Annotated in this window: 13 protein-coding genes and 1 tRNA gene; 8 read left to right on the top strand and 6 right to left on the bottom strand. The window is 74.5% G+C overall.

Annotation, left to right across the window (positions count from 1 at the left end; all coding sequences use genetic code 11):
- Positions 1-58 precede the first annotated feature (58 nt).
- Complete coding sequence (locus tag ACFY60_RS04025) at positions 59-1,519, bottom strand: aminopeptidase P family protein (protein WP_388610010.1); 1,461 nt, start codon at positions 1,517-1,519, stop codon at positions 59-61.
- A gap of 195 nt (positions 1,520-1,714) precedes the next feature.
- The gene (locus ACFY60_RS04020; RefSeq protein WP_389457254.1) at positions 1,715-3,247 is read right to left on the bottom strand and encodes a PP2C family protein-serine/threonine phosphatase; all 1,533 of its coding nucleotides are present in this window, start codon (positions 3,245-3,247) and stop codon (positions 1,715-1,717) included.
- 566 nt (positions 3,248-3,813) lie between these two features.
- Between ACFY60_RS04020 and ACFY60_RS04015 the strand changes: the two genes are divergently transcribed.
- Entirely contained in the window at positions 3,814-4,497 is a 684-nt protein-coding gene (locus tag ACFY60_RS04015; protein WP_309050824.1) for a bifunctional DNA primase/polymerase, read from the top strand.
- A gap of 303 nt (positions 4,498-4,800) precedes the next feature.
- The gene (locus tag ACFY60_RS04010) at positions 4,801-5,460 is read left to right on the top strand and encodes a hypothetical protein (RefSeq protein ID WP_388610015.1); all 660 of its coding nucleotides are present in this window, start codon (positions 4,801-4,803) and stop codon (positions 5,458-5,460) included.
- Between the two features lie 220 nt (positions 5,461-5,680).
- Here the strand turns inward: ACFY60_RS04010 and ACFY60_RS04005 are convergent, their stop codons facing one another.
- From ACFY60_RS04005 to ACFY60_RS03995, 3 genes are all read right to left on the bottom strand, one after another.
- Positions 5,681-6,667 (bottom strand): DUF5926 family protein, encoded by a 987-nt coding sequence (locus tag ACFY60_RS04005; protein ID WP_388610018.1) that lies wholly within the window; start codon positions 6,665-6,667, stop codon positions 5,681-5,683.
- 214 nt (positions 6,668-6,881) lie between these two features.
- The gene (locus tag ACFY60_RS04000; RefSeq protein WP_388610020.1) at positions 6,882-7,487 is read right to left on the bottom strand and encodes an ATP-binding protein; all 606 of its coding nucleotides are present in this window, start codon (positions 7,485-7,487) and stop codon (positions 6,882-6,884) included.
- A 182-nt stretch (positions 7,488-7,669) separates the two neighbouring features.
- Entirely contained in the window at positions 7,670-8,515 is an 846-nt protein-coding gene (locus ACFY60_RS03995) for a glycerophosphodiester phosphodiesterase (RefSeq protein WP_388610023.1), read from the bottom strand.
- A gap of 216 nt (positions 8,516-8,731) precedes the next feature.
- Between ACFY60_RS03995 and ACFY60_RS03990 the strand changes: the two genes are divergently transcribed.
- The 6 genes from ACFY60_RS03990 to ACFY60_RS03965 all read left to right on the top strand — a co-directional run bounded on the left by ACFY60_RS03990 (position 8,732) and on the right by ACFY60_RS03965 (position 13,923).
- Positions 8,732-10,123, top strand: a complete 1,392-nt coding sequence (locus ACFY60_RS03990) for a S1C family serine protease (protein WP_388610025.1) — start codon at positions 8,732-8,734, stop codon at positions 10,121-10,123.
- A gap of 63 nt (positions 10,124-10,186) precedes the next feature.
- Positions 10,187-10,274 (top strand) — tRNA-Ser (locus ACFY60_RS03985).
- A 245-nt stretch (positions 10,275-10,519) separates the two neighbouring features.
- Positions 10,520-10,738, top strand: a complete 219-nt coding sequence (locus ACFY60_RS03980) for an antitoxin (RefSeq protein ID WP_388610027.1) — start codon at positions 10,520-10,522, stop codon at positions 10,736-10,738.
- Positions 10,739-10,865: 127 nt separating this feature from the next.
- Entirely contained in the window at positions 10,866-11,390 is a 525-nt protein-coding gene (locus ACFY60_RS03975) for an O-acetyl-ADP-ribose deacetylase (protein WP_388610029.1), read from the top strand.
- Between the two features lie 175 nt (positions 11,391-11,565).
- Entirely contained in the window at positions 11,566-12,123 is a 558-nt protein-coding gene (locus ACFY60_RS03970) for a SigE family RNA polymerase sigma factor (protein WP_388610031.1), read from the top strand.
- 147 nt (positions 12,124-12,270) lie between these two features.
- Positions 12,271-13,923 carry a long-chain fatty acid--CoA ligase gene (locus ACFY60_RS03965; protein WP_388610033.1) on the top strand — a complete coding sequence of 551 codons (1,653 nt, stop codon included), beginning with the start codon at positions 12,271-12,273 and terminating at the stop codon, positions 13,921-13,923.
- A 42-nt stretch (positions 13,924-13,965) separates the two neighbouring features.
- On the opposite strand, the gene ACFY60_RS03960 is transcribed toward ACFY60_RS03965, so the two are convergent.
- Complete coding sequence (locus ACFY60_RS03960) at positions 13,966-17,967, bottom strand: PAS domain-containing protein (RefSeq protein WP_388610034.1); 4,002 nt, start codon at positions 17,965-17,967, stop codon at positions 13,966-13,968.
- Positions 17,968-17,986 lie beyond the last annotated feature (19 nt).

Raw genomic sequence — 17,986 nt, 5'->3', positions numbered from 1 at the left:
TGAACGCCGAAGCCCCCGCCGGAGGACCGGCGGGGGCTTCGGCGCGGGTGCCGAGGGGTCAGCCCTTCAGGGCGGCCATCCACGCCTCGACCTCGTCGGACCGGCGCGGCAGCTGGGCCGACAGGTTCCGGTTGCCGTCCTCCGTCACGAGGATGTCGTCCTCGATCCGGACGCCGATGCCCCGGTACTCCTCCGGCACGGTCAGGTCGTCGGCCTGGAAGTAGAGCCCCGGCTCCACGGTCAGGCACATGCCCGGCTCCAGGGTGGTGTCGACGTACGCCTCGGTGCGCGCGGCGGCGCAGTCGTGGACGTCCATGCCGAGCATGTGACCGGTGCCGTGCAGGGTCCAGCGGCGCTGGAGGCCCAGCTCCAGGACGCGGTCGACCGGGCCCTCCACCAGGCCCCACTCGACCAGCTTCTCGGCGAGCACGCGCTGCGCGGCGTCGTGGAAGTCGCGGTAGGCGGCGCCCGGCTTCACCGCGGCGATGCCGGCCTCCTGCGCCTCGTACACGGCGTCGTAGATCTTGCGCTGGATGTCGGTGTACCGGCCGTTGATCGGCAGGGTGCGGGTCACGTCGGCGGTGTACAGCTCGGTGGTCTCGACGCCGGCGTCGAGGAGCAGCAGGTCGCCGGAGCGGACCGCGCCGTCGTTGCGGACCCAGTGGAGCGTGCAGGCGTGCGGGCCGGCGGCGGCGATGGTGCCGTAACCGACGTCGTTGCCCTCGACGCGGGCACGCAGGAAGAAGGTGCCCTCGATGTACCGCTCGCTGGTGGCCTCGGCCTTGTCGAGGACCTTGACGACGTCCTCGAAGCCGCGGGCGGTGGCGGCGCAGGCCTTCTCCAGCTCGGCGACCTCGAAGTCGTCCTTGACCAGGCGGGCCTCGGAGAGGAAGACGCGCAGTTCCTCGTCGCGCTCGGCGGTGACCTTGTCGGTGAGGGCGGCCTCGATGCCGGCGTCGTGACCGCGGACGACGCGGACCGGTCCGGTGGCCTCCTTCAGGCGCTCGGGCAGCTCGCGCACGTCCTTGGCCGGGATGCCGAGGAGCTGCTCGGCCTCGGTGAGGGAGTGGCGGCGGCCGACCCACAGCTCGCCCTGGCCGTCGAGCCAGAACTCGCCGTTCTCCCGGTCGGAACGGGGCAGCAGGTAGATCGTGGCCCGGTGGCCCGACTTCGCCGGCTCCAGGACGAGGACGCCGTCCTGCGTCTGGTCGCCGGTGAGGTACGCGTACTCGGTGGAGGCGCGGAAGCTGTACTCGGTGTCGTTCGACCGGGTCTTGAGCTTGCCGGCGGGGATCACCAGGCGCTCGCCGGGGAAGCGGGCGGAGAGCGCGGCCCGGCGGGCGGCGGTCCGCTCGGCCTGGGGGATGGGGGTGAGGTCCCGCAGCTCGGTGTCGGCCCAGCCGGACTTCATGTTCTCGGCGAGCTCGTCGGAGACGCCCTGGTACAGGCCGTTCTTGCGCTGCTTGATCGGCTGGTCTTCGGTCTCTTCCGGGGTCTCCGGGGTGAGCTCCTCGGCCACGGGTCTGCCTCCTCCTGGTACGACACTGAACCCTGACCATCGTACGGTCGTGCGGAAGAGGTCCCCCAGGGCCGGAAGGCCCCCGACGGGCAGCGACCGGCCGTGCCCGCTGCGCTACGACGGGCGGCGACCGGCGTGCCCGGGCCGTGCGGACGTCGGGGAGCGGCGGGTGCGGGTGGCGCCGTCCCCGCGGGATCAGTCGAAGCGGGCCGCGAGCAGCACCACGTCGTCCTCGCCCGGCTCGTCGCGGCCCGTCGCGCGGTCGCCCGGCCCGTCGGGCAGCAGGGTCCGCAGGACGTGGTCCACGACGGCGTCCGGGTCGGCCCGGTCCGCCCTCGGGACGCCCGAGGCCGCCGCGTGCAGCCGGGCGAAGGCCCGGTCCACGGGGTCGCCGGTGCGGCGCAGAAGCCCGTCGGTGTACAGCAGCACCGTTTCTCCTGGTGCGGGAGAAAGCTCGACGCTCGGCGCCTCCCAGCAGGAGAGCATCCCGAGCGGGGCGGAGAGCGTCGTCTCCACGAAGGTGGTGCGGTGGTCCCCGATGATCAGGGGCGGGGCGTGCCCGGCCCCGGCGAGGACCAGCCTGCGCCGCGCCGGCTCCGCGTAGGCGAACAGCGCGGTCGCCGCACGCGCGGGCTCGGTGACCCGCATCAGCAGCTCCAGGTCGGAGAGGACGGCCACCGGGTCCTCGCCCTCCATGACCGCGTACGCCCGCAGGGAGGCGCGCAGGCGCCCCATGGCGGCGAGCGCGCTCGGCCCGGAGCCGGTGACGGAGCCCACGGCGAGCCCGAGGGCGCCCTCGGGCAGCGGCAGCGCGTCGTACCAGTCGCCGCCGCCGCGCGGACCGGTGCGATGGCGGGCCGCGAGCCGGACGCCGGGGACGCGCGGGAGGCGGCTGGGGAGGAGTTCCCCGGCGACGGTGGTGAGGTCGGCGCGGGCCCGTTCGACCTGGAGGAGGCGGGCGAGGTGCTCGGTGGCGAAGCGGGCGTAGAGGCCGATGAGGTGCCGCTGGCGTTCGGTGGGTTCGGCGGGCTCGTCGTAGAGCCAGACGGCGGCGCCGAGCCCGCCGGCCTCCTCGGTGGCGAGGGGGAGGGCGTAACTGGCGGCGTAGCCGAGCCGGGCGGCGACCTCGCGGTGACGTGGGTCGAGGCCCTCTTCCGCGCGGACGTCGGGGACGGCGATCGGGTCGGGCACGGTCCGGTGGCGGTCGCGGCGCCCGGCGAGCCCGTCCGGCGCCCCGGCTCCTCGGGCTCCTGGGGTTCCGTCGAATCCTTCGATTCCTTCGATTCCTTCGAGGAGGCGCCCGTAGCCGGTCATGTGCCGGGGGAGGGTCTCGATGGTGCCGAGGTCGGCATGGGCGAGGCCGAGGCCGATGGTGGTGGCGGGGCCGAGGCCGTCGGCCGGTTCGAGGACGGCCATGCCGCGGCGGGCGCCGACGAGCGCGGCGCCGGCGGTCAGCAGTTCGCGCAGGGCCCGGTCGAGGGAGGCGGCCTTGACGAGGCGCTCGGTGAGTTCGTGGAGGGTGGTGAGGTCGGAGACCCAGCCGGCCAGGCGGTCCTGGATCAGCAGGCCGGGGGCGGGGACCTGCGGCCCGTCGGTCCGGTCGGCGGTGGCCCGGGAGGCCGGATCGGCCGGACGGTCGTGGCCGGTGGACGCGGCCGTGGCGGGCGCCCCGGGGAGGGGGGCCGCAGTGTGCGGGGGAGCGGGAATCGTGGAATCGATTCCGGCCACTTTCGGCACGTGTGGGGTGCTCATCGCGGTCGGCTTTCCGACCGGTGCGTTTGACGCCATAGCATCGCAAACCCCCAGGAGATTCTGCTGATTCTGCGCCGCTCGATGTCTCCACATGTACACGCACCCGAGGAGCGATGTCCAGCATTGTCCCCATGGGACTTGTGGTGTCCGTGAGGTTGTGCAGAAGGGTTGAACTGACGGCGAACTTGGCCGAAAATTGCCCCCAGTGTGCACCTTTTGCGGTCGACTGGCGTCGTTTCACAGCGCGTCATCCCGAACGTCCTGGGTACGTAATCGGTGACAGGCAGGGGCAGTTGAAAGTGCCCCGGAGCGAGATGCGGAAGCCCGGCGTCCAGTACGCCGCAGGCCGCGGTCCGTCACCGAGTGGCGGGGAACTGTTCCGAACCGGGTCCTGTCCCGGCTCCGACCGGCTTCGGTCCGGCCGGCCCCGCTCCGATGCGGGGCGGCGCACCGCCGTCCTTGTACGCGCTGATACGCACGGTGAAGTGTTCTGCACGTGTTGTGATGTGGATTCGGCGTTCAACGGAAAGGAACGAGCGCTCATGCGCGAGATCCTCGGAAGGCGACGCAGGCTCCGGTTCCGGCGCAAGGGAAGGACCGCCCGGCTCGACGCCGCGGTCACCTTCGCGGTCGAGTGGGACTGGCCCGTCCTGCCGGGCGTGGGACTGAGCTCGACGACGACCCGTACGACCACGGGGGCGGTGTGCGCCTGCCCCGACCCCGCCTGCGCGGTGCCCGGCGCGCACCCCTACGACCCCGGGCTCCTCGCGGCGACCACCGACGAGCGGATGATCCGCTGGTGGTGGACCCGCCGCCCGGAGGCGCCGGTGATCCTCGCCACCGGTGGCCGCGCGCCCTGCGCGGTGAGCCTCCCGGCCGCGGCGGGTGCGCGGGCCCTCGCCGCGCTCGACGCGATGGGCATCCGGCTCGGCCCCGTGGTGGCGACCCCGACCCGGTGGTCGATCCTCGTCGCCCCGTACGGCCTCGAACGGCTCGGCGAGCTGCTCCACGCGAAGGACAGCGTGCCGAGCTCGCTGCGGTTCCACGGCGAGGGCGGGTACCTGCTGCTCCCGCCCTCGGTCGCCGGGACCGGGCAGGTGAGCTGGGAGCGGGCCCCGCTCGCCGGATCGGCACGGCCGTGGCTGCCCGACGTGGAGGCGGTGGTCGACGCCCTGGTCGAGGCCAGCACGAGCGCGCCGGACGGCGGCAGCCGCCTCGCGTACTGACCCCTCCGCCCGGAGCCGGTCCTCCCCGGTCGCCCCCTCCCCCTCCTCCTCCCCGTCCACCCCTGCCGATCCTTCCCTCCGGTCCTTGTCTCCGGCCCTTCGCCGAGCCGGCCGCACCGGGCCCGCGTCCCCCCGGTCGCGGTTCACCCGAACGGGTGCGGTGGGGCCCGGCTCGTACGGGAAACGGGTGTGCGGCCCGCCGGATGTCCGGCGGGCGCCGCTATGTTCGCCCCACCGTCCGGGCTCCCCGGCCGCCGTACGACTCCAGGAGCAGGTGGGCCGCATGCGTCCGGTGAACCTCCGATGAACCTCCGCGTGGCCGCGCTCGCGGCCGCCGTCACCGCCGCCGTCCTGCTCCCGCTCGCCGCCTCGGCGGGCGGTACCGGCACGGGGAAGGGCGCGGGAGCGGCGGGTACGGACGCCACCGCGCCGCCCGGGGACCTGCTGGGCGGCCTGGGCCTCGGTCCCGGGCCCCGCACCGCCGGGGACGCGCCGGCCGGGACGGCCCCGACCCGTACCCCCACCGCCCCACCTGTCCCGCCCGGCCCGCCCGCCCCCGTACCCGGTGGCTCCGCATCCGCCGGATCCCTGCCCGAGCGGATCGCGCGATGCGGGCCGGAACTCGCCTCTCCGGAGGGCGTCGAGGCGCAGACCTGTGTCCTGGCGGAGGGCGCCGACACCTGGGGCCGTACGTACTACCGCAACGCCACGGGCCGGGAACTCGACGCGTATCTCACCTTGATGGCACCCGGCGGGCGGACCGTTCAGGTCCGCTGCCACGTCGCCGCCGAGGATGAACCCGGGCGCTGCGAAACACCCCGGGAACGCGGGAGTGAGGGGCTCACGGCCTATACGGCGGTGGCGGAATTCGCAGGCGCGGGCGACAACGGCGCGGGTGCGGAGGGAGCTGGTCCGCTTCTGTTGCGCTCGGGCAGCAACACGGCGGGCGGCGAAGGTAGTTGAGAGTCGAACACCTCCGGACGGGCGGAGGCGGACATGGAAAGGCCCGATCGCTGGCGACGGGGGATGCACCAGCGACCGGGCTTCCAGAACGGTAACAAGAGATCTGCCGTTCGCAAATTCGATCTCGGTTATTCGGACAGGGATTTACCCGCCCGTAGGCCGGGTTGTGGTGGAAGTCACCGACCGGTCGGTCTGCCGGTGACTCGTACCACCCGGGGTATCAGCTGAGAGTCACCTGACGGTTCGTGAGGCCGCCGCGCGCCCGCCGCTCCTCCGCCGTCAGAGGGGCGTCCGAGGCGAGCGCCCCGGCGAGCCGCTCGGCGAACTCGGCGGCCGGCTTCTCGCACTCCTCCGCCGTCATCGAGGTCGGCAGGTCCCACACCGGAACCATCAGGCCGTGGGCGCGGAACGACCCCACGAGACGGGTGTCCTGGCCGAGGGAGGTCCCGCCGGCGGCCTGGAGGCGGGCGAGGGCGTCGAGGAGCTTCTCCTCGGGGTGCGGCATGACCCAGCGCAGGTGGTTCTTGTCCGGGGTCTCGCACCAGTACGCGGCGTCCACGCTCGTGAGCTTGACGGTCGGGATCGCCGCGGCGTTGGCCCGCTCCAGCGAGGCCGCGACCTCCGGGTCGGCGCCGTCGGCCGACTGCGGGACCCAGAACTCGAAGCCCGGGTGGACCTCCGGCACGAACGCGCCCTCGGGGTCGAGCAGATCCTGCAGGCGCGGGCCCTCGGCCGGCACCCGGCGCGGCGGGACCGGGTTGCCCGGCTCGGTCTCCAGGGCGCGCTGGAGCGTGTCGGCCAGGTCGCGCGCCAGGTCACCGGAGGAGGACTCGTTCTGCAGGCCCAGCAGGACCGACCCGTCGTCGCGGCGCAGCGCCGGCCAGGCCATCGGCAGCACGGTCGCGAGCGTCACGGACGGCACGCCCTCGGGCAGCCCGCCCTTCAGGGTGAGCGGCACGGTGGCGGCGGGCACGAGTTCGCGCAGGGCGACCCAGTCGCACTCGCCGGGCAGGCCCTCGAAGGGGCGCTGGACGTGCTCGGTCACGGCGTGCGCGGCCTCCCGGCCGTGACACGCCTTGTAGCGGCGGCCCGAACCGCACGGGCACGGCTCCCGCGCGCCGACGACGGGGATCTCCCCGCTCGTGACCTGTGCCTGGCCGGTCTTGCCGGCCTTTCCGGCCTTCGTCTGGGGGCGCTTCTTGGCCATGGTGGGGCTGTCTCCCGATCGCGGCGGTGCTGTGTCGGGCGCGAGCCTAGCCGCCCGGGCCACCGGGACCTTTCATCCGGGCCGTCGCCCGGCCCGTACGCGTACGCCTGTTCCCCGCCACCCGGCGGAGTGCGGTGCGAGCACCGGACGCCCCCGGCCGGCCGGCTTCCCCGTTCCGGCCGGGACGGCCCGGCCGGAGCGGGGAAGGGAACGGTCAGTCCAGGTCGTCGTACGCGTCCAGGAAGCCGAGGGCGGGGCCTCCGCCGACGACGCGGGCCGCGAAGTCCTCACGGCGGTGTCCCTCGGTGACCACCGCCCAGACGGTCACCTCGCCCGTGGCGCTGTCGCGTACGCCCCAGTCCTGGGCGAGGGCGCCGATGATGTTCAGCCCGCGGCCGCCGTGCGCGGTCACCGAGGGCTTCGAGGGAACAGGGCGCGTGGGACCACCGCCGTCCGTCACCTCGACGATCAGACCGCCCGACGGATCGAGCCGCCAGGCCGCGAGCACGTCCCCGTCGCCGCGGTCCCCCCGGCCCAGTGGTCTGCCGTGCCGGCAGGCATTGCTGAGAAGTTCGGAAAGGATCAGTACCGCGTCGTCGACGACCGTTTCGGACACCCCGCTGCGGTACAGCTCGTCCCGCATCCGGTGCCGTGCCTCACCCACGCCCGCAGGGCCATGGGGTACGGCCATGCTCGACGACGTGGGCACCTCCTGTGCCACCACCAACGCCACCCCCGAGACCTCCTTTGCCCCACGCCACGGTGTGGATGCCCCAATGGCATGGGCCGGAAACCGACTGTTCCGCGTGTGATGAGGCACTCGTGACGATCGCGTACGTCCCGAACGCGCCGGTGCACTCCCCGCAAGCCCCGTGACGGGTGGGGTCAGGAGGTACGGGAGAGGCGGCGGGGTCCCGGCGGCGGCGCCCCGCTCACGGCGGGAACGGGCCGCCGCTCGGGCCCCGGAGGGGCCGCGGCCCACGGCGGGGGACGGAATCCGGCTCAGGCGCCGGAGGCACCGCGGCTTCCGCTCCGGCCGAGTTGGGCGAGGACCTGCTTGGGGCGGTTGGTGATGATGGCGTCGACGCCGAGCCGGACGCACAGTTCGACGTCCTCGGGCTCGTCCACCGTCCACACGTGCACCTGGTGACCGGCCTTCTGAAGGCGGAGGATCACCGCCGGATGGTGCCGGACGATCCGGATCGAGGGCCCCGCGATCCGCGCGCCCGCCGGGAGGCGCCCGTCGCGCAGCCGGGGGGAGACGAACTGGGAGAGCGAGACCGTCGGCAGGGTCGGCGAGGCCGCGGCGATCCGGTGGAGCGAGCGGGGCGAGAAGCTCATGACCCGGACCGGCGAGTCGTCGGCGGAGTCCGGCGCGTCCAGCCCGAAGCGCTTCAGGAGCTGGAGCAGCCGCTCCTCGACCTGGCCCGCCCAGCGGGTCGGGTGCTTGGTCTCGATGGCGAGCTCGACCCGGCGCCCGGCGTCGGAGACCAGCTCCAGGAGGCGCTCGAGGGTCAGGACGGAGGTGTAGCCGGGGTCGCCCCAGTCGGGGCTCTCGCCGACCTCGTCGCGTTCCTTCCAGGCGCCGAAGTCGAGCGCCGCGAGGTCGGCGAGCTCGAGGCCGGAGACGGCGCCGCGGCCGTTGGACGTACGGTTGACGCGCCGGTCGTGGACGCAGACGAGATGGCCGTCGGCGGTGAGCCGGACGTCGCACTCCAGGGCGTCGGCGCCGTCCTCGATCGCCTTCACATAGGCGGCCAGGGTGTGTTCCGGTGCGTCCTCGGACGCCCCTCGGTGGGCGACGACCTGGACGGGGGCGCGGTTCGTTTGCTGCCGTGCGTGAGTCACCGCGTCATGGTGCCATTGGCGGAGCCACGGCAGAGGAAGACGCCCATTCTGTCCGTATATAAAGGAGGGGGCGTGGATGCACAGCTCCGGCTTACGGCGGTCTGACGTGTCGTGGGAAAAGCTGGGCACACGATCCCTGGCACCTGCCCGGAGCACCGAGTGCACCAGGCACCCCACCCCGTACCAGCAGACGAGCGCCACCGAGGAGAGCGAGCTGTGAGCACCGAGAACGAGGGCACGCCGGTCCCGGCGGACGACTCGACCGCCCCGTCCGCCGCTCCCGCACCCCCGCCCGCGCCCTCCGCGCCCCCCACACCCCCGCCTGCGCCGCCCGCCGCGCCGCCCGCGCACGCCGGTGGGAGCGCGGTGCCACCGGTGCCGCCGGGCGGACCCGCCGCGCCCGGATCCGGCTGGCCGCCGCCCCCGCCCGCCGTACCGGCCTGGGGCGGGCCGCACCCCTCCCCGCACCCGGCGCCCGCCGCACCCCGCGGAAAGGCCGGCGGCCTCGTCGCGGCGGTCCTGGCCGCGGCGCTCGTCGCGGGCGGTGTCGGCGGCGGGATCGGTTACTGGGCCGCCCAGCGCGGCGAGGACGGCACCCGCTCCACGACGGTCTCCTCGGGCGAGGCCCCGGCCTCCTTCAAGCGCGAGCCCGGTACGGTCGCGGCGGTCGCCGCGAAGGCCCTGCCGAGCGTCGTCACCATCCAGGCCAAGTCGGGCGGCGGCCAGGACGAGGGCGGCACGGGCACCGGCTTCGTGTACGACAAGGAAGGCCACATCGTCACCAACAACCACGTGGTGGCCTCGGCGGCGGAGGGCGGCGAACTCTCCGTGACCTTCTCCGACGGCCGGGCCTACGACGCGGAGGTCGTCGGCCGCGCCGAGGGGTACGACGTGGCCGTACTGAAGCTCAAGAGCGCCCCGGACGGCCTGAAGCCGCTGCCGCTGGGCGACTCCGACAAGGTGGCGGTCGGTGACTCGACGATCGCCATCGGCGCGCCGTTCGGCCTCTCCAACACGGTCACCACCGGCATCATCAGCGCCAAGAACCGCCCGGTCGCCTCCGGTGACGGCTCCGGCGGCGGCAACTCGTACATGAGTGCCCTCCAGACCGACGCCTCCATCAACCCGGGCAACTCCGGAGGCCCGCTGCTGGACGCGAGCGGCGCCGTGATCGGCATCAACTCGGCCATCCAGTCCACCGGCAACGGCTTCGGCCAGTCCCAGGCGGGCTCCATCGGCCTCGGCTTCGCGATCCCGGTCAACCAGGCCAGGAACGTGGCCGAACAGCTGATCAGGACCGGTGAGCCGGTCTACCCGGTGATCGGCGCCACGGTGAACATGGCCGGCCGCGGCGACGGCGCCATGATCGCCGCCCAGGGCAGCGGCGGCACGGCCCCCGTCACCCCGGGCGGCCCCGCGGCGAAGGCCGGCCTGAAGCCGGGCGACGTCATCACCGGCTTCGGCGGCCGCACGATCGACAGCGGCCCGACCCTCATCAGCGAGATCTGGACCCACAAGCCCGGCGACTCGGTCGAGATCACCTACGAACGCGACGGCAAGCCCGCCAAGACCACGGTCACCCTCGGCCAGCGCACCGGCGACAGCTGACCCGCCCCCACCGCCCAGCCGGTACGCTGTACCCGCTCCGCCCCTGGTGAGACGGCGGGGCGAGGTGGGTTGCCCGAGCGGCCTAAGGGAACGGTCTTGAAAACCGTCGTGGCGCGAGTCACCGTGGGTTCAAATCCCACACCCACCGCCACGTGAAGGGCCCCCGACCGGGGAATACGGTCGGGGGCCCTCTCGCTGCGCCTCGACCCCGGCCGGATCGGCCCGAGCCGACGTGACGGCCTTTCACCTTCCTTCGGCCCGCGCGCTCGCCGGAGCGGCCCGGTCCGCGTTCCCGCAGGTCGACACGGGGTTCCCAGCGGGGTGGGAGGGCAGCGGATGCGGGATGGGCGTGGGGCCGGGATGCTGGAAGGGCCTGGAACCGCGCAAGGAGGCCAGATGTCTGTGTTCGACAAGCTCAAGGGCATGCTCAAGGGGCACGAGGAACAGGCCGGCAAGGCCGTCGACAAGGCGGGCGACGCGGTCGACGCCCGGACCCGGAGCAAGTACAGCCGTCATGTCGACACGGCCCAGTCGCACCTGAAGCAGCGGCTGGGTGACGGCGGTACCCAGCCGGGGCAGACTCCGCCGCCCCCGGAGACGCCGCCCCGCCAGTGACGCGGCGTACGCCCCAGGGAGAGACCGGCGGCCCCGCATCCGTGGACACACGGGTGCGGGGCCGCACCCGTGAGGCCGTACGGTGCCGGGGACGCGTACAGGCGAACGGCCGGAAGGGGTGGCGCGCATGCGGATCGTGCTCGTCCTGGGGGACATCACCACCGAGGCGGTGGACGCGGTGGTCAACGCGGCGAACTCCTCGCTGCTCGGCGGCGGAGGGGTGGACGGGGCCATCCACCGCCGGGGCGGCCCGGAGATCCTCGCCGCCTGCCAGGACCTGCGCCGTTCCCACTACGGCAGGGGCCTGCCGACCGGACAGGCCGTGGCGACGACCGCCGGCCGCCTCCCGGCCCGCCACGTGATCCACACGGTCGGCCCGGTGTGGACGCGGGACGAGGACCGTTCGGACCTGCTGGCCTCCTGCTACCGCGCGTCCCTCCGTGTCGCGGACGAGCTGGGCGCTCGTACGGTCGCCTTCCCGGCGATCTCCACCGGCGTCTACGGCTGGCCGATGGAGGACGGTGCCCGGATCGCGGTGGGGACGGTGCGGTCCGCCGCGACGGCGGTGGAGGAGGTGCGCTTCGTGCTGTTCGGCGCGGAGGCGTACGCCGCGTTCGAAGCCGCCCTCGCCGCACACGGCGCGGAGGACTGACGGAGGACCCGCGCGTCCGGCGGGCCCCGAGCCGGCGTGGTGACCCTGAGCCGCGCGGGGGGACGGCTCCACCCAGAGGAGGTGGAGAGGTCCCCAGTCCTCCGACCTGAGGGGGACCGCGGTTCGGGACCTGGGGCCGATCCGCCGCACACCCCTCCGCTCCTAGCGTGGAGCCATGACTCCGCCACCCTCTGGCCCCGTCTGCGCCGGCGCCTCCACGGTCGTGACCGGCCCGGCGCCGTACCCGTCCTTCACCTCGTACGTGAAGGCGCGCGGGCCCGTGCTGCTGCGCACCGCCCGCTCCCTCACCGCCAACCCGTGCGACGCCGAGGACCTCCTCCAGACGGCCCTCGCCAAGACCTTCGTCGCCTGGGAGCGCATCGAGGACCACCGCGCCCTCGACGGCTACGTCCGCCGGGCGCTGCTGAACACCCGTACCTCGCAGTGGCGCAAGCGCAAGGTCGACGAGTTCGCCTGCGAGGAACTGCCCGAGCCCACCGGCCTCCCCGTCCCGGACCCGGCCGAACGCCAGGTGCTCCACGACGCGATGTGGCGGGCGGTGACGAAGCTTCCCGAGCGGCAGCGCCAGATGGTCGTCCTGCGGTACTACGAGGACCTCAGCGAGGCGCAGACGGCCGAGGTGCTCGGGGTGTCGGTCGGCACGGTCAAGAGCGCCGTCTCCCGCGCCCTGGGCAAGCTCCGCGAGGACCCGGAGCTGGCGCCCGTACGGTGAGCGCCGGCCGCCCCGGTGGGCCGGCCGTGGACATCCGCCAGTCATCACTGGCAATCTCCGTACTCCCGGGTAGTGACATACCGCGCGGTATGTGCGCAGAATCTCCACATCCTTTCTGCCACGTAGCGCCCACCGGGAGGACGCCCCGTGTACAGCACCATGCAGGACGTACAGCTCAACATCAGCCGCCTCCTCGAGCACGGCCGGCGGGTCCACGGTGGCTCCACCGTCACGACCTGGACCGGTGAGGCGGAGCCGCACCGCCGCACCTTCGCCGAGATCGGCGACCGTGCCGCGCAGCTCGCGAACGCCCTGCGCGACGAACTCGGCATCCGACCGGGCGACGTCACGGCGACCCTCATGTGGAACAACGCCGAGCACGTCGAGGCGTACTTCGCGATCCCCTCCATGGGCGCCGTCCTGCACACCCTCAACCTGCGCCTTCCCCCCGAGCAGCTGGTGTGGATCGTCAACCACGCCGCCGACCGCGTCGTCCTCGTCAACGGCTCACTGCTGCCGCTCCTCGCCCCGCTGCTGCCGCACCTGCCCACGGTCGAGCACATCGTGGTCACCGGTCCGGGCGACCGGTCCCTCCTGGACGGAGTCGCCCCGCGCGTCCACGAGTACGAGGAGCTGATCGCCGGCCGCCCCACCACGTACCCCTGGCCGGAACTGGACGAGCGCACCGCCGCCGCCATGTGCTACACCTCCGGCACCACGGGCGACCCCAAGGGCGTCGTCTACTCCCACCGTTCGATCTACCTGCACTCCATGCAGGTGAACATGGCCGAGTCGATGGCCCTCACCGACAGGGACACGACCCTCATCGTCGTCCCGCAGTTCCACGTGAACGCCTGGGGCCTGCCGCACGCCACCTTCATGACCGGCGTCAACATGCTCATGCCTGACCGGTTCCTGCAGCCCGCCCCGCTCGCCGAGATGATCGAGCGCGAGCGGCCGACCCACGCCGCGGCCGTCCCCACCATCTGGCAGGGCCTGCTGGCCGAGGTCACCGCGAACCCGCGCGACCTCTCCTCGATGACCCACGTGACCATCGGCGGGGCCGCCTGTCCGCCCTCGCTCATGGAGGCGTACGACAAGCTCGGCGTACGGCTCTGCCACGCCTGGGGCATGACGGAGACCTCCCCGCTCGGCACCATGGCCCACCCGCCGGCCGGCCTGGGCGCCGAGGAGGAGTGGCCGTACCGCGTCACGCAGGGCCGGTTCCCGGCGGGCGTCGAGGCCCGGCTCGTCGGCCCGGGCGGAGACCACCTCCCCTGGGACGGTACGTCGGCCGGTGAACTGGAGGTGCGCGGCGCCTGGATCGCGGGCTCCTACTTCGGCGGGGCGGACGGCGAGGCGTTCCGCCCCGAGGACAAGTTCAGCGAGGACGGCTGGCTCAAGACCGGGGACGTCGGCATCATCAGCCCCGACGGCTACCTGACGCTCACCGACCGCGCCAAGGACGTCATCAAGTCCGGTGGCGAGTGGATCTCCAGCGTCGAACTGGAGAACGCGCTCATGGCCCACCCGGCGGTCGCCGAGGCCGCCGTCGTCGCCGTGCCGGACGACAGGTGGGGCGAGCGCCCGCTCGCCACCGTCGTCCTCAAGGAGGGGGCGACGGCCGACTACGAGACGCTGAAGACCTTCCTCGCCACCGAGGGCGGCATCGCGAAGTGGCAGCTCCCGGAGCGCTGGGCGGTCGTGCCCGCGGTCCCGAAGACGAGCGTCGGGAAGTTCGACAAGAAGGTGATCCGCCGGCAGTACGCGCAGGGCGAGCTGGACGTCACCCAGCTGTAGCCGCCCCAGGGGGACAGAGGGAGGAACCCTCTGTCCCCCTGGCTAGTTGGTGCCGATCTTCGCGAGCAGGTCGACGATCCGGGCCTGCACCTCGGCGCTGGTCGAGCGCTCGGCGAGGAAGAGGACCGTCTCGCCCGAGGTGAGCTTCGGCAGCTCGTCCTCCGCCAGGTCGGCGGAGGTGTAGACGACGAGCGGGGTGCGGTTGAGCTGCCCGTTCGCCCGCAGCCAGTCGATGATCCCGGCCCGGCGGCGGCGCACCTGCATCAGGTCCATCACCACCAGGTTCGGCCGCACCTCGGCGGCGAGCGCGACGGCCTCGCTGTCGGTCGCCGCCCGTTCCACGAGCATCCCCCGTCGCTCCAGGGTCGCGGCGAGCGCCTCCGCGATGTGCTCGTTCTCCTCGATGAGCAGGACCCGCGACGGATGCTGCTCGCTGTCGCGCGGGGCGAGCGCCTTGAGGAGGACGGCGGGGTCGGCGCCGTACGCCGCCTCCCGCGTGGCCTGGCCGAGACCGGCCGCGAGGAGGACGGGGACCTCGGCGGCGACGGCGGCCTGGCGCAGCGACTGCAGCGCGGTCCGGGTGATCGGGCCGGTCAGCGGGTCGACGAACAGCGCGGCCGGGAAGGCGGCGATCTGCGCGTCGACCTCCTCCCGCGAGTGCACGATGACGGGCCGGTAACCGCGGTCGCTCAGCGCCTGCTGCGTCGCGACGTCCGGCGCGGGCCAGACGAGCAGCCGGCGCGGGTTGTCGAGCGGCTCCGGGGGCAGCTCGTCGTCCACGGGCTGCGGGGCGGGCCGGTTGGCGACCTCGACCGCGCCACCGGGACCGTCCAGCGGCTCGGGACCCTCGGCGGAGCCCTCGGCCGGTGCCTCTATGGCGTACGCACGGCCCTCGGACACGGCGGGCGTGAGACCGAGCTGCGGCTCGGGCTTGGCCACCGCGTCCGGCTGCGCCACGGGAACGGGCGGTACGGGACGGGCCTGTACGGGACCGGAGGCGCCGGCGGGCTGCGCGGGCGCCGGCGGGTCGATCTCGGGCGGCGTGGCGAGCTTCCGCCGCCGCCCGGAACCGTTGGCGGGCGTGGGCGTGGGCGCAGGGGCGGGCGGGGTGAAGGGGACGCCCTGGCCGAGCGTGCGGACGCTGAACGCCCGACCCTGCGTGGACTCCTTGGGCATCGGCAGCTCGGGCGGCAGCGGTACGGATCCGGTGCCCGTCCCCGTACCGGTCGGGCCCGGCGGCTGCGACTGCGCCGGGGCGGGCGGCGCCACGGCCCGGCGGCGTCCGCCCGCACCGGGCACGGGCTGCGGGCCCGGCTCGTCCTGCGCCGACGGCGGGGTCAGGGGCTGCGGCGGGGGCAGGGGAAGCGACCGCGGCGGCTGAGGCGCGGGGGCGGGCGCGACCGGAGACTCCTGAGGCCCCTGGGGCGCCTGCGATGCGGGAGGCACCGGGGACGCCGGGGTCGGCGGAGGCATCGGGTGCGGCTGCGGCGGGGTGTGATCGGCGCCCGGCACGCCCCGTACCGCCTCGTGCTCCCCCGCACCGGCCACCGGCGGAACGGGCCCGGGGGAGGGAACGGAGCCGGAAGGCGGGACCGGTGCGGCCGGGGGCACGGGTGCCGGCGGAGCCGGCCGGTCGGTGACGGGCGGCGTGACGGCCTCCCCGGCAGCGGACGAGGGACCGGCGGGTTCGACGGGACCGGCCGGGGGATGCGGGGCGGGCGCGCGGTCGGCGTCGGCGGGCGGCAGCGCGAACGGGGTACGGGGGCCGGCCTCGGCCGCCGCGGCCCGCTCCTGCGCGGCGGCGAGCGCCCGGCGGCGCCGTCCGGTCGGCCGGGACTCCTCCCCGTCCGCCGGCGCGGTGGAGGTCACGGCGGGCAGCGCCCGGGCCAGGGCGGGCGCGGACGACGGCTCGGCCGAGACGCCCTGCGGCGGCACGGCGGCGCCGAGCGCGGCCCGTCCCTGCGCGCCCTCGGCGGCGGTCACCACGGAGCCCTCGGCGGGCCGGCCGCGGCGCCGCCCGGTGGGCTCGACGGGCGCGCCGGACGGGAGACCGGCGTTCTGCTGGGCGGGAATCAGGTCCCCGGCTCCGACCCCGCCACCGGGGGCGGGACTTGCCGGGTTCTCCTCCGTACGGGCACGGCGGCGGCCGCCGGCCCCGTTCTGGGGTCCGGCACCGGTGTCCGGCACGGCGCCCTCCAGGAACGCGTCCGTGGACGCGCGCCGGGCCCTGCGCCGACCGCCCCCGGAGGCCGTCCCCACGGACGCCGTCCCACCCGTGCCGGTCGTGGCCGCGGTCGCGTCCGCCGGAACGGCGCCGGAGGACGGGGCGGCGGAGGCGGGAGCCGCGTCCGCGGCGGTCCCCCGAGGCGGGGTGGCACTGGCCTGCGCGGGCAGCGCCGGCGTACCGGGCACATTGGGCTGGGGCTTCGGATCCGTCGCGGGGACCGTGCCCCGGCCGGCGCCGAGCGGCACCTCCAGGACGTACGCGCCGCCGCTGGTCCCCGGCACCTCGTGGGTCTGCACGACACCGCCGTGCGCCGCCACGATGCCGCGGACGACGGGGCCGTGGACCGGGTCGCCGCCCGCGTACGGCCCCCGGACCTCGATCCGTACGACGTCCCCGCGCTGCGCGGCCGCCACGACGATCGTCGAGTCGGCCTGCGGGGCACCGCCGGCCTGGCCGCCCGCCGCACGGGCCTGCCCGGTCGAGTCGACCCCGGCGACGTCCGCCACGAGATGCGCCAGCGCGGTGGTGAGCCGGCCCGCGTCCACCTCGGCCTCGATCGGCGGGGCGTGCACGGCGAACTGGGCGCGCCCGGGGCCGATGAGCTCCACGGCCGCGTCGATGCCGGCCGTCACGATCCGGTCGAGCAGCGCCACCCGCTTGTCGAGCGACTCGTCGCCCGCGTCGAGCCGCTGGTAGCCGAGGACGTTGTCCACCAGGGCCGTCATCCGGGAGTAGCCGGCGGCGAGGTGGTGCAGGACCTGGTTGGCCTCCGGCCAGAGCTGGCCGGCGTCGTCGGCGGCGAGCGCGCCCAGCTGTGCCCGCAGCTCCTCCAGCGGCCCGCGCAGCGACTCGTCGAGAACGGCCGTCAGCTGCGCGTGCCGGGCGGCGAGGGCCGCGTACCGCTCCTGCGCCTGCTCGCGCTCCGCCGCGTGGCGCTCGGCCCGGTCGGCGAGTTCGGTCGCGTGCCGTTCCGTCAGGGCGGCGATCTCGGCGGCGTGCTGGTCGACCAGTTCCTGGTACGGCCTGCGGTCGGTGAAGGTCATCACCGCGCCGACGAGCTGGTCGCCGTCCCGTACCGGAGCGGTCGTCAGGTCGACCGGCACCCGCTCGCCGTTCTTCGCCCACAGCACCTGGCCGCGGACCCGGTGCTTCCGGCCCGACTTCAGCGTGTCGGCGAGCGGCGACTCCTCGTACGGGAAGGGCTCGCCGTCGGGCCGCTTGCTCAGGATCAGGGGGTGCAGCTCCGCCCCGCCCAGCTCACCGGCCCGGTAACCGAGGATCTGCGCGAACGCCGGGTTCACGAGGACGACCCGCCCGTCCGTGTCCGTACCGACGACGCCCTCGGAGGCGGCGCGCAGGATCATCTCCGTCTGCCGCTGCGAGCGGGCGAGCTCGGCCTCGGTGTCCAGAGTGCCGGTGAGGTCGCGGACCACCAGCATGAGCAGCTCGTCGCCGGTGTAGCCGCTGTACGAGTCGTACGCCTCGCGGCCGTCCTCCAGGCTCGAGGAGGTCACCTCGACGGGGAACTCGCTGCCGTCCGTGCGCCGGGCCATCATCCGGGTCGGCTTGGTACGGCCGCGTTCGTCGGTGCCGTCGGGGCGGCGCATCGAGCCCGGGATGAGGCGCGAGTCGAAGGACGGCAGCAGGTCCAGGAGGCCGCGGCCGACGAGCGCCGTGCCGGGGGTCTCGAACATGCCGAGGGCGATGGTGTTGGCGTTGACGACCGTGCCGTTGCAGTTGACGAGCACGAGGCCGTCGGGCAGGGCGTCGAGTATGGCGGCGAGGCGAGCAGCGCCTCGGGATGGCCTGCTGCTCACGACGACGCTTCCTCCCTGA

Origin of the sequence: Streptomyces sp. NPDC012827, from assembly GCF_042900905.1 — a bacterium.
Lineage (GTDB): Bacteria > Actinomycetota > Actinomycetes > Streptomycetales > Streptomycetaceae > Streptomyces > Streptomyces gulbargensis.
Note: the sequence above shows the minus strand (reverse complement) of the source record. Positions and strands in the feature narration are given on the sequence as shown.

Coding starts and splice junctions, on each gene's coding strand:
- ACFY60_RS04010 (WP_388610015.1), top strand. CDS start 4,801: ATGAACCTCCGCGTGGCCGCGCTCGCGGCCGCCGTCACCGCCGCCGTC.
- ACFY60_RS04005 (WP_388610018.1), bottom strand. CDS start 6,667: ATGGCCAAGAAGCGCCCCCAGACGAAGGCCGGAAAGGCCGGCAAGACC.
- ACFY60_RS03970 (WP_388610031.1), top strand. CDS start 11,566: ATGACTCCGCCACCCTCTGGCCCCGTCTGCGCCGGCGCCTCCACGGTC.
- ACFY60_RS03975 (WP_388610029.1), top strand. CDS start 10,866: ATGCGGATCGTGCTCGTCCTGGGGGACATCACCACCGAGGCGGTGGAC.
- ACFY60_RS03980 (WP_388610027.1), top strand. CDS start 10,520: ATGTCTGTGTTCGACAAGCTCAAGGGCATGCTCAAGGGGCACGAGGAA.
- ACFY60_RS04015 (WP_309050824.1), top strand. CDS start 3,814: ATGCGCGAGATCCTCGGAAGGCGACGCAGGCTCCGGTTCCGGCGCAAG.